This is a genomic window from Desulfobulbus propionicus DSM 2032, assembly GCF_000186885.1.
Lineage (GTDB): Bacteria > Desulfobacterota > Desulfobulbia > Desulfobulbales > Desulfobulbaceae > Desulfobulbus > Desulfobulbus propionicus.
The window spans coordinates 3,093,970-3,106,000 of the sequence record NC_014972.1 but is presented as its reverse complement, the minus strand read 5'-3'; the positions used below and the strand labels follow the sequence as shown (position 1 = coordinate 3,106,000).

9 protein-coding genes are annotated in these 12,031 nt (G+C 60.9%); 5 read left to right on the top strand and 4 right to left on the bottom strand.

The genetic code is table 11. The features are described from left to right. Window positions 1–38 precede the first annotated feature (38 nt). Window positions 39–4,298 carry a PEP/pyruvate-binding domain-containing protein gene (locus DESPR_RS13530; RefSeq protein WP_015725358.1) on the bottom strand — a complete coding sequence of 1,420 codons (4,260 nt, stop codon included), beginning with the start codon at window positions 4,296–4,298 and terminating at the stop codon, window positions 39–41. A 261-nt stretch (window positions 4,299–4,559) separates the two neighbouring features. On the opposite strand from DESPR_RS13530, the gene DESPR_RS13525 reads away from it, so the two are divergent. Both DESPR_RS13525 and DESPR_RS13520 read left to right on the top strand, forming a co-directional pair. Continuing rightward, entirely contained in the window at window positions 4,560–4,916 is a 357-nt protein-coding gene (locus DESPR_RS13525; protein ID WP_015725357.1) for a DMT family protein, read from the top strand. Window positions 4,917–4,951: 35 nt separating this feature from the next. Beyond that, a complete protein-coding gene (locus DESPR_RS13520; protein WP_015725356.1) occupies window positions 4,952–5,545 on the top strand; it encodes a nucleoside deaminase in 594 nt (197 codons plus the stop codon). Window positions 5,546–5,807: 262 nt separating this feature from the next. On the opposite strand, the gene DESPR_RS13515 is transcribed toward DESPR_RS13520, so the two are convergent. Then, window positions 5,808–6,152: an FUN14 domain-containing protein gene (locus tag DESPR_RS13515; protein WP_015725355.1), complete on the bottom strand. Its 345-nt coding sequence runs from the start codon at window positions 6,150–6,152 to the stop codon at window positions 5,808–5,810. Window positions 6,153–6,445: 293 nt separating this feature from the next. After that, window positions 6,446–8,119, bottom strand: coding sequence for a methyl-accepting chemotaxis protein (locus tag DESPR_RS13510; RefSeq protein ID WP_015725354.1), 1,674 nt, complete (start codon window positions 8,117–8,119; stop codon window positions 6,446–6,448). 550 nt (window positions 8,120–8,669) lie between these two features. Between DESPR_RS13510 and DESPR_RS13505 the strand changes: the two genes are divergently transcribed. Next, window positions 8,670–9,755, top strand: coding sequence for a branched-chain amino acid aminotransferase (locus tag DESPR_RS13505; RefSeq protein WP_015725353.1), 1,086 nt, complete (start codon window positions 8,670–8,672; stop codon window positions 9,753–9,755). Window positions 9,756–9,784: 29 nt separating this feature from the next. Here the strand turns inward: DESPR_RS13505 and DESPR_RS18590 are convergent, their stop codons facing one another. Continuing rightward, complete coding sequence (locus DESPR_RS18590; protein WP_169701627.1) at window positions 9,785–9,991, bottom strand: hypothetical protein; 207 nt, start codon at window positions 9,989–9,991, stop codon at window positions 9,785–9,787. A 15-nt stretch (window positions 9,992–10,006) separates the two neighbouring features. Here DESPR_RS18590 and groES point away from each other — a divergent pair, with 15 nt between their 5' ends. Next, window positions 10,007–10,297, top strand: coding sequence for a co-chaperone GroES (groES, locus tag DESPR_RS13500; RefSeq protein ID WP_015725352.1), 291 nt, complete (start codon window positions 10,007–10,009; stop codon window positions 10,295–10,297). Between the two features lie 43 nt (window positions 10,298–10,340). After that, the gene (groL, locus tag DESPR_RS13495) at window positions 10,341–11,987 is read left to right on the top strand and encodes a chaperonin GroEL (RefSeq protein WP_015725351.1); all 1,647 of its coding nucleotides are present in this window, start codon (window positions 10,341–10,343) and stop codon (window positions 11,985–11,987) included. The last annotated feature ends 44 nt before the right edge of the window (window positions 11,988–12,031 follow it).

Genomic DNA, 12,031 nt, shown 5'->3' with positions numbered 1-12,031 from the left:
TCATGATTTAGGGTCTACTATAAGTCCGAGCAGGCGGGTTATAAAGGCAGAATGTGCACCTCCTCGCGCAGCGGGAAGTTGCCCTCGATCAGCAGGCCGTGGCGGCCGTCGATGGCAATCGGGGTGCCGAAGGTGATGCGCGTGCCGTTGATCTCGGCATACTCCTCGGTTTCCACCACCTGCATGTCACGGCAGCCGACCACGCAGGTCTTCTCCAGCCGGGTGGCCACCACCGAGGCGTGCGAGGTCTGCCCGCCGCGCGAGGTCACCAGCCCGTCGGCCAGGGAAATTTCGCGGATATCCTCGGGCACGGTGTCGCGGCGAATGAGGATCAGCGGCGTGCCCGGCTCCTCCCGGCGCAACTGGCTGATGTTGTCCTCGTTGAACACCGCCTTGCCGCTCATCGCCGACCCGGACACGCCGATCCCCTTGGCGAGGATCGCCTTGTGGGCCAGGTCGGAATCGACGAAGACGTTGAGATGCTCCTTCTTCTTGATGGTGATCATGTCGCGGGTCTGGAGCAGATAGAGCTGTTCCGGTTCCGGCCCCTCGAAGGTGAACTCGATTTCCTGCGGATTCCACTCCTTTTCGTAGACCAGATCGCGGCTGATTTCCAAAAGCCGCTGGTAGACCTTGGGAAAGCGACGCTCCAAACTCTTGTTCTCGTCACGGCCGTCGATCTCTGCCTGCTCCACCGATATCGGGTGACTGGTGACCAGGCCGGAAACAATGTCCTCGCCCTGGTCGCCGGTGGCGTAATCGCCCCACAGGGCCACCCGCCGCACCTTGCGATAGGGATGAGCGGTGAACAGCACCCCGCTGCCCGCCTGGGAGCTGAGATTGCCGAACACCATGGTCTGGACGATGACCGCCGTGCCCCAGTCGTCGGATACACCCATCAGGCGGCGGTATTCCTGGGCCTTGGGCGTGTGCCAGCTGTCGAACACCATGTCCACCGCGCCGATCAGCTGCAACCAGGGGTCCTCGGGCATGCCGAAGCCGCGGCCCTTGACCGCCTGCTGGTAGTTGAGGGCCAGCTGGCGCATCTGCTCGGGCGAAAAATCGCGCTTGTAATGCACCTGATGCTGACGTTTGTGCGTGTTCATCAGCTCCTGGAAGTCCTCGCGCTCCATGCCGTTGGCCATGCCCCAGGATTGAAGAAAGCGGCGGAAGTTGTCCCAGGCAAAGTATTTGGCCTCCGGATGGAGGGCCACATACTCCTCGACCATCTCCTCGTTGGCGCCGACATTGTGGATGGTGGACATGATGCCGGGCATGGAGATGGCTGCGCCGCTGCGCACCGACAGCAGCAGCGGCCGCTCCGGCGAGCCGAACACCAGGCCGGTCATCTGCTCGATGCCGGTGACCGCGGCCCGCACCCGCCGCATGTATTCGTCGCGGGCCCGCTCGAACTTGCGGATCGCCCGATAGCAGCGGAAGACCTCGGTGGTGATGATGAAGGCCGGCGGCACCGGCAGCTTGTCGCGGGTCAGCACCACCAGATTGAAGCCCTTGTTGCCCAGGTGGATCAGGTTGTGGGTGCGCAGGTTTTCGGCATGGAGGCTGCTGATCGCCTTTTCCGGGTTGTAGGTCATCAGCAGATCGAGCGTCTTCTCGTCGAGAATGTCCTTTTGCGCCTCCAGGGTGCCAATGACCTTGCCGATGAAGTTGTCCAGGTGCTGCAGGCCGAAGGTGGTGGAAATCAGGTCGCGGAAAAAGGTTTCCGAGAGGCGGAGCACGGTCTCGGGCATGTTTTTCTCGTCCCAGGACCCGTGGTACTTGGGCAGCAGGTTGTCCTTGCCGATTTGCGGCACGATGATGGAGAGGTTGTTCTGGTGGATGTTGGTGTAGTAGGCGTAGATGATGTCCTTGACCCCTTCGGACAGGCCGCGCATGATGTCGAGGTGTTGGGTATAGGAAAAGCGGCGAATGCCGATCGAGGTGGCCAGCAGGCTGATGTAGGTGTCCAGGCGGCGGCTGGAGATGCCGTCGATCTGCAGGGCGCGGGTAAAGAGCCGCAGACACTTGAGGATGCGGATGAAGGTCGCTTGGGTGATGAAACTCAGGTTGACGGTGGAAAAGAGCCGCTCCAGGTAGACGTTGGCCAGGCTCTCCAGGCGGAAGGTCAGGCCGAGGGCATCGAATTTGCGTTCGGAATAGCGGCCGTAGACCGAGGGAATGTCGACCGCGATGTGGCGCTTGTAATAAATCTCCTCCTTGGGCTCGAACTTGTCTGGACTGAGGATGATTTCCTGCAGGTGTTCGAGTTCGTCGAGCAGGGCATCGAGGCAATGGATCGGGTCGTTTTCCCTGAGCACGTCGAGCAGGCGGGCCAACTCGGGGAAGCCGGCATTGATGGCGTGGTGCAGCTGGCTCTGGATCTCGGGCAGGCTGAGATTGTACTTGAGGTGCAAGAGCTTGTACATCCGCACCAACAGGGCGAATCGCCGCCGTTCCACTTCCGAGAGATCCTGCTGGCGGTCAAGGAACTGCTGCCGTTCGTCGTCGTCCCAGGCGAGAATGTGGGCCATGCGGGTGAAACGCAGTTCCTTCTTGATCCGGGCCGCCAGTTCATGTTGGTCGTCGACAAAGGGGCCGCTGGTTTCCACTTGGCGCAGCACCTCGTCGGGCAGGTATTCGCGCAGGTAGCTCTGATCGAGGGTGATCCAGAAGGTGAAGATGGCTTCGATGAAACCGACGATCAGGTTGCTCGACTCCACATGGGCCTGCTTGCGCAGGAAGTGGACGAGGATGTCCTTGCGTTTGTGAATCTCGTCGAGTTCGGTGGACACGTCGCGCAGCTCGCCCTCGGCGCCGATCTCGTTGAAAAAGACCGGCATCAGCTTGGTGAACTGCTTGGCCAGGTTGTAGATCGGGCCGATGGGATGGTTGAGCAGTTCGGTGATGTCGCGCTGGAACAGGTCGGTGTCGCGCACGCAGGTACCCGACAGCCGCAGGTTGATGATCAGGGCCGAAAACAGGGTCGAGCACCACTTGGGCTCCTGCTCGATCAGGTTGAGCCAGACACGAATGTTGGTCAGATGGGCCGGGTTGGCGATGGGCTGCCAGTCCTCGTCCACGCCGCGCACGTTCGCGTACTGGAAGCCAAAGCGCACCGCCTCCCACAAAAAGGCCTCGACCAGGCGGGAGTTGCCGCGCTTGAATACCTCGTTGCCGATCACCTGGATGCATTGCAGCGAGGTGTGCGGGTAGCGGCGGACATTGGCCTTGAGCAGGTGGAAGGTGGTGACGAAGAACTGCTCGATCTCCTCGAAGCTCTGCTTGCGGATCAACTGCACCAGCGAGCGGTTGATCTCGCGCAGGGTCTCCTCGTGGATCAAAAACAGGCCGGCGGTTTCCATGATGCGGAACAAAAAGAGCAGCTTGCGGTTCTCGACGAAGTTGGCCGAGGATTCGCTGGCCGCCTCGACCGCCACCATCTTGGCCGGGATCTCCTTGTACAAGCGAACCAGGTCCATGTGGGCGGGCAGGGCAAGGAGTTGCTCCAGGCCGGCCTGGTAATCGGCGGCAAAATCGATGGCCTCTAATGTGCGAAGGCATTCGGCGATCCGTTGATGGGAGATGGACAACAGCAGATCCTGGCCGTGCCACTGGCGGCAGTAGTCGCCGCATTGCCGCTCGAACCACGGCAGCGGATCCTCTTCGTTCAGCCAATACTGATAGGTGCGGATGAGGAGGGTACGGAGCAAGAGGGCCAGTGCCTGGAGATCATAGGGCTGCTGCGGCTGCTGTTTGCGCAGGCCGAGCACCTGTTGCACGATCTTGCGGATGGGATGATGACCTTGGACGATGGAGAGCATCACCTGCGGTTCGGTCCGGTCCAATTCCCGCAGGCGGGTGAAAAATTCGGTGAAGACCGCTTGGTAGCGAAACAGGGCCGGGCTGTCGAGCGAGAGGATCAGCTTGTCGGCATAGGCGAGCATGGCTTCGAGAATGCGCTGCAGCAGCTGCTCGTTGCGGCCCGAATCCTTGAGCGCGTCGAAGAAAATGGCCATGAACAAGGCGAAGGCCTCGGGCCCCTGCTCATGATCGCGGTAGTGGTTGCTGTTTTTGAGCACATAGGCCCGCAGCTCGGGGATGAGCAGTTTCCAGTTGCGGAAGGGGTGGCTGATTTCGTAGAGCAGGGTGTCGAGCTTGCCCAGGATGCCCCGGAAGCGGCAGACCGCGTCACGCAGCGGCAGGTAGGCGGGATTGATCACCACCGGGGCGGCGGTTTCACGCAGATTGGCCTTGAGGGCATCGGAGGCAAGGGGCAACGGACAGGAATCGGCGGGCATGGGCAACCTCGGACGTTGAGAGAACGGAGAAACAGCACAACGTATCTATTGTATAAAGCTTGCCCCGGAAAGTCAGCAGGAGTTTTGCCCGGTCGGGCCGGTCGGGCCGGTCGGGCCGGTCGGGCCGCCGCGCGGTTTCTCCCTTGAAATCGGCTGGAGGGGTGCTACTATAACCCATTTGCGGCGAACGCAAACGATCCGCCCTGGTGCGGTCAACCGGCCGCGTCATCTCCACCTCTCGCCTTCAGCGAGGAGAGCACCATGAACCGCTACACCCTGACCATTGCCCTGTTGTCGGCAAGCAACATCTTCATGACCTTTGCCTGGTACGGCCATCTCAAGAGTTTGTCGCACAAGCCGTGGATCATCGCCGCCCTGGTCAGCTGGGGCATTGCCCTCCTGGAATACCTGCTCCAGGTGCCCGCCAACCGCATCGGCCACGATGTGATGTCCGTCGGCCAGCTCAAGATCCTCCAGGAGGTCATCACCCTGTCGATCTTCGTGCCCTTTTCCGTGCTCTATCTCAAGGAAAAGCTCACTCTGGACTACCTCTGGGCCGGGCTCTGTCTGCTGGGCGCGGTCTTTTTCCTCTTTCGCAAGAAGATCATGGGGGCTTGACACCTACCCTTTCCACCCTCACCGGAGATTTCGTCATGCCGACCACCCCGCCCCGTTTCATCCTCGATCTGCCGGATTGGGCTCCAGCCGAACTGCTCCATGTGCCCGAGTACCTGCCGCGCCTGGAAGACCGCATGGCGGCGGTGCTCCGCTTTGCCCGTCTCAACACCGAGCACCAGAGCGGCGGGCCTTTTAGCGCCGGCGTTTTTGAGCGCGATTCCGGCAAGCTGATAGTGATTGGCGTCAACCGGGTGATACCGCTCAACTGCTCCTCGGCCCATGCCGAGATCACGGCCCTGACGCTCGCTCAGCAGATGCTCGGCGTCTACGACCTCGGCGGGCCCGGTCTGCCCGCGCACCAACTGGTGGTCAACTGGAGCCCCTGCGCCATGTGTTTTGGGGCCGTGCTCTGGTCCGGCATCCGCTCGCTGGTCATCGCCGGCGCCGATCCCGAGATGATGGCCATCACCGGCTTTGACGAGGGTCCGATGCCGGAGCACTGGCGGAGGGAGCTGGCCGACCGGGGCATTGAACTGATCGAGGGGGTGATGCGGGAGGAGGCGTTAAAGGGGTTTCGGGAGTTTGCCGCGACGAATCCGGTTATTTACAATGGCCGCCAGGGAGGGTGAGGGATGGATGGCGCAGGATCGCACGCCTTGATTTCACTGGCGAAAGCAACGTGCATTTGGCGGGACGGATGCATTCGGTTGCATTCATAGCCCGGCAAGCAAAAGAAAAGAGGGCCGAAATCGGCGCGGCAAACAGCGGGTAGGTTTGGCCAGCCGGCGCTCGTTGCGCTCAACTCGCCCTTGTTCGCGGGCATGGCCCGCTCCTACGGCCCCAAGTGGTGCGACCGTCGGGTAGGGGCGGGCCCTGCCCGCGAAAAAACATTTACCCCAGCTTCAAACCGGCCAGGAAACCGGCCACCGCGCTGCCGCCCTTCCAGGTGAGTCGGGACAGACGGTCGTAGAGGAAGCTGCCGGACTGGTTGGCCAGGTCGGCGGCGGCCTGGGCGGTCTGGTGCAGGGCTTGGTCGTTGACATGGGTGACGCCGTAGTATTCGGCGGCAAAGAGCAGAACCACCGCCGCCCCGCCCAGGAACAGGGCGATCTTGACCACCTTCTTGGCGAAGTAGCCCACGGCCAGGCCGACGAGGAAGGGGGCGCCGATATTGGGCAGGAGAAAAGCGGCGGAAAAGAAATCCAGAGAGGCTGGGCCGGTGGCAGGCGTGGTCATGGCGTTTCCTTTGATTGATCCGGGGTTGCATGTACAGGCCCCGCACAGCCGAGGCCTCGGACCGGGCATTAAACCCCTAATGCACGATCGTGGTCAAGGTGATTTCCATGCCCTGTCGGGGGAAATTACCTGCGTTGACCGTCGTCGGGCTCCGGGCTGGTTCGCCGGCACCTGTCTGACGTTGACGGTTGCCGGCGCTGATGGGGGAGAGACGGGTCGAAGGAGGGGTGCTTGCGGGTGGCGAAAACGGGCCCGGCGGAGCCTGGAGCGACTCCGCCGGGGAATGGGAAGAATCAGACCTTGAATTTTTTCACCAGGGCATCCAGCTGGGCTGCCATTTCGGAGAGACCCTGGGCGCTCACCTGCACCTGCCCGCTGCCCTCTCCCACCTGGGCCGCCTGCTGATTGATGCCGGCAATGTCCCGGGCCATGTCGGCAATGACCACCGTGCTTTGGGCAACGTTCTCGTTGACTTCGGCAATGCCCTGGGAGGCTTGGGCGATATTGCCGCTGATCTCGCTCGAGGCGGCCGACTGCTCTTCCACCGCCGTGGCGATCCCCTGGATGACGCTGTTGATCTCGGTGATAACCTGGGAGATGCGGTCGATATCTTCCACCGTGGTGGCGGTGGTGGTCTGCATGCCGCCGATCTGGTTCTTGATGTCCACGGTGGCGTCTGCCGTCTGCCGCGCCAGTTCCTTGATCTCGTTGGCGACGACCGCGAATCCCTTGCCCGCCTCGCCGGCGCGCGCCGCCTCGATGGTGGCGTTGAGCGCCAGCAGATTGGTCTGCTCGGAGATCTCGGTGATGGTCTCGGTCACCCGGCCGATCTTGCGCGCCGTCTCGCCCAGGAGCGTCATTTTTTCCGTGGCCTGGCGGGACTGTTTGACCGCGCCCTCGGAAATGGAGCGCGCTTTCTCGGCGTTGTGGGCAATCTCGTTGACCGTGGCGGTCATCTCCTCGGTGGAGGAGGCGACCATGTTGACGTTGCTGGACGACTGCTCCATGGCGGCCGAGACCGACTGCATGTTGCTGTTCATCTGTTCGGCGGCGGCGGCGACGGCGCCCGATTTGTCGGCGGTGTCCTTGGCGGCCGAGGTCAGATGCCTGGAAACGGCGGCCAAATCGTTGGAGGAGGTGGCAACCACCTGCACGCCCTGCAGGGTGTCCTTGAGCAATTGGCGGGTGTTGTTCACCATGGCTTGGGTGGCGTTGGCAAGCGTGCCGAATTCGTCGCGCCGCGCCCGAAACAGTTCCGGCACATCCTTGGAAAAATCGTTCTGCGCCAGCATCTGCAAGAACGCGGTACAGGCGTGGGCCGGAATGGTGATGCCGCGGGCGATGATAACGGCCAGGACCGCGCTCAAGACCAGGGCGATGCCCATCAGCACGGCAACGGTGCGTGTGGCCGTGTTGGCGGCAACCTCGGCCTTTTCTCCGTCTTTCTTGGCCACCTCCTCGATATAGGTGCAAATTTCCTGGATTGTCGTTATGTAGGCGCCCTGTGCGTCCCGGACCTCGGACAGCAGCATTTTCTTGGCCCGGTCGATCTGTCCCTCCTTGATCAACGCCATGTAGGATTCGGTCTGGCGCACATAGGGCTCGCGGGCGTCGATAACCTTCCTGATCAGTTCCTTGCCTTTGTCGGTCGACATCTTTCTGTTCAGTTCCTCGACGCGTTCCCCGACGATTTTCCGCGATTCGGCGATGCGGTTGAATTCGGCCGCTTGCCGGTCCTTGCTGTCATCGATGAGGACGTTGCGCAGGGCGCGGGCAATGATGTTGACATGGTCCATGACGTCCTGGGTGAGACCGACCTTAACCATCCGGTCGTTGACCACCAGCTCGATCTGTTCGTCCAAACCCTTGATCGATTTGATCGCGTAACCGCCCACGAGCAGCAGCAGCGCCATGACCAGTCCGAATCCGAAAAACAACCTGGTTCCCACTTTGAAATTGTTCAACATACCTACCTCTTGTGCAATGAATGGGTGAGCGGCCCAACAACGACATGAAAACAAGCCAGAAACCGCCATGGTGGGGGCCATGTCCGGTGTGGTCGTTGCTGGGACGAAGAATGAATGGTCCTCTTGCCTATTCACTCACCACCGGAGAGGGTTGTCAAATTTTTTAACCGCATGGAGAAGAGACTGTAAAAATTTGCGATGCCGCATTGTTGCCGAGCCTTTGCCTGAGGCTGTCACCGGCTCTGGCCGGGCTTGCGGTCATCAACCACGGCCTGATCGTTGTCGGCCGCCACGAGCAGGAAAAAAGGCCGCGGCTGTCGGGTGATTGGCGAAATTTACGCCGAAATGGGCGCGCGCCGCTTGTGCCAAAGAGGTCTATGGAGTATTCTCCCCGGATTGTCGCGGTTTGAGTTGAAAGGGTGGGCAACCGGTCAGGGCTGCCTGGCGGCGCGCGAAGAGCACCGCTTTTTCCTGCATCCGCGGGCCCGCAATCTATGTTCAAGACAACACGAAACCGGTTGGAGCAAACCGGCGAGCACAAGGTGAAAAGATGTTCAACAAGGAGCTTGAAGTTACGCTGCACAAGGCATCGGCCGATCAGTTGAAACCGAAACCGGATCAAAACAGTCTGGGGTTTGGGCAGTTCTTCACCGACCACATGTTTACCATGCGCTGGAACCGCCGGCAGGGCTGGCACGACGCGGTCATCGAACCCTATCGCAATTTCGAACTCGATCCGGCGGCCATGGTCTTTCACTATGGGCAGGCCATTTTCGAGGGCATGAAGGCCTATCGCAGCAAGGACGACCAAATTTTCCTCTTCCGGCCGGCCGACAATTTCACCCGCATGAACCAGTCGGCCCTGCGCATCTGCATGCCGCGCTTTCCGCAGGACCGCGTTCTCCAGGCCCTGCGCGCCATGGTCTATCTCGATCAGGAATGGGTACCCAAGACGCCGGGAGCGACCCTGTATATCCGGCCGACCATGATCGCCACCGAACCGGCCCTGGGCCTGCGTCCGGCCGAGGAGTACCTGTTTTTCATCATCTGCTGTCCGGTCGGCGCCTACTATGCCGAAGGCTTTGCCCCGACCAGAATCTACGTGGAAGACCAGTACGTGCGGGCGGTGCCGGGCGGAGTGGGCAACGCCAAGACCGCCGGCAACTACGCGGCCAGCGTCAAGGCCCAGGTCGAGGCCCACGACAAGGGCTACACCCAGGTGCTGTGGCTCGATGCGGTCGAGCGTCGCTACATCGAGGAGGTCGGCACCTCCAACATCTTCTTCCTCATCGACGGCGAGTTGATCACCCCGCCGCTGGAGGGGTCGATCCTCCCCGGCATCACCCGGGATTCGGTGTTGCAGCTGGCGCGCGACTGGGGGTACCCGGTCAGCGAGCGCCGCATCACCATTGACGAGGTGATCGCCGCCAGCAAGAACGGCACCCTGCAGGAGAGTTTCGGCACCGGCACAGCGGCGGTTATCTCGCCGGTTGGCGAGTTCTGTTATCGTGACCAGCACATCCAGCTCAACGGCGGCACCACCGGTCCGCTGGCCCAGCGGCTGTTCGACGAGTTGCAGGCCATCCAGTTCGGCGATCGGGAAGACCCCCACAAATGGCGTGTCCGGGTTGGCTGAACCGCCACCGGTTTTTTCCTTCCTGTTTTTCAAATTCCTTTCATTTCAACGGGTTGGGCTGATAATTTTTTCGCCCAACCCGCCCTTGATTTTTCAAAATCCAATCCTATTGTTTTGCGCAGTTTGAAGACTGAAGCTTCGTTTTCGTCCATACACACGGTTTGAGCCGACCGTTGGACAACCAAACTACCCCATCGGCGCAAACGTTTTTTTATTTCACTATCGATAAAAATCAAACAGGAGGAATGCTCATGAAAATTCGTCCATTGAATGACCGCATCTTGGTCAAACGATTGGAAGGAGAGGAGAAAACCGCTGGCGGCATCATTATCCCGGACTCGGCCAAGGAAAAACCGGCCGAGGGCGAGATCGTCGCCGTTGGCCCTGGCAAGCTCAATGACGCCGGCGAGCGGGTGGCCATGGATGTGGCCGTTGGTGATCGCGTGCTGTTCTCCAAATACGGCGGCACCGAGGTCAAGCTGGACGGCGAGGATTTTCTCATTATGCGCGAGGATGATATCCTTGGTGTGGTTCAGGCGTAAAAACGATATCCATCCATTCGTTAATTAAGGAGATACACATATTATGGCTGCAAAAGAATTGAAATACGGCGGCAAGGGCCGCGAGAAAATGCTGACCGGTGTCAACGCCCTGGCCAATGCCGTCAAGGTGACCCTTGGCCCCAAGGGCCGCAACGTCCTGATTGAGAAATCCTTCGGCGCACCCGTCATCACCAAGGACGGCGTGACCGTGGCCAAAGAGATCGAGCTCAAGGACAAGTTCGAGAACATGGGCGCCCAGATGGTTAAGGAAGTCGCTTCCAAGACCTCTGATGTCGCCGGTGACGGCACCACCACCGCTACGGTTCTGGCCCAGGCCATCTACACCGAAGGCGCCAAGCTGGTGGCGGCCGGTTCCAATCCGATGGAGATCAAGCGCGGTATCGACGCCTCCGTGGCTGCCGTTGTCGCCGAGCTCCGCAAGATCGCCAGCCCGACCAAGGAGCAGAAGGAAATCGCCCAGGTCGGCACCATCTCCGCCAACAACGACGAGACCATCGGCAACATCATTGCCGAGGCCATGGACAAGGTTGGCAAGGAAGGCGTGATCACCGTGGAAGAAGCTAAATCCATGGAGACCTCGCTGGACGTGGTGGAGGGCATGCAGTTCGATCGCGGTTATCTCTCTCCCTACTTCGTCACCGATCCGGAGCGGATGGAAGTGAGCATGGATGAGCCGCTGATTCTGATCAACGAGAAGAAGATCTCCAGCATGAAAGACCTGCTGCCGATCCTTGAATCCGTGGCCAAGATGGGCAAACCGTTGTGCATCATCGCCGAGGACGTGGACGGCGAGGCCCTGGCCACCCTGGTGGTCAACAAGCTGCGTGGCACCCTGAACGTGTCCGCGGTCAAGGCTCCGGGCTTCGGCGACCGCCGCAAGGCCATGCTCGAAGACATCGCCATTCTCACCGGCGGCCAGGTGATCACCGAGGATCTCGGCATCAAGCTGGAGAACGTCACCATCAATGACCTTGGTACCGCCAAGCGCGTGGTTATCGACAAGGACAATACCACCATCATCGACGGTGCCGGCGATAAAGAGAAGCTGGCCGCCCGCGTCAAGCAGATTCGCGCCCAGATCGAGGACACCACCTCTGATTACGACCGCGAGAAACTGCAGGAGCGCTTGGCTAAATTGATCGGCGGCGTGGCCGTGATCAATGTTGGTGCCGCCACCGAGGTGGAGATGAAGGAGAAGAAGGCCCGCGTCGAGGATGCCCTCAACGCCACCCGCGCCGCAGTGGAAGAGGGTGTGGTTCCCGGCGGTGGCGTGGCCTACCTGCGCTGCCTCAAGGTGCTCGATGACCTGCAGCTCGAAGGCGAGCAGGCCCTGGGCATCAACATCATCCGCCGCGCTCTTGAGGAGCCGGTGCGTCAGATCGCCGCCAACGCCGGTCGCGAAGGATCGGTCATTGTCGAGCATGTCAAGAACCTGGAAGGCCCCATGGGCTTCAACGCCGCCACCGAGAAATATGAAGACCTGATCGAGGCCGGTGTCATCGATCCTGCCAAGGTCACCCGGTCCGCGCTGCAGAACGCGGCCTCTGTTTCCGGTCTGCTGCTGACCACCGAGTGCATGATCGCCGAACTGCCCGACGAGGACAAGGCTCCGGCTGGTATGCCTCCGGGCGGCATGGGCGGCATGGGCGGCATGGGCGGCATGATGTAATCCGTCCCGCTGTCCAGCGCTGACTGTCGCTGTACGTTGGCCCT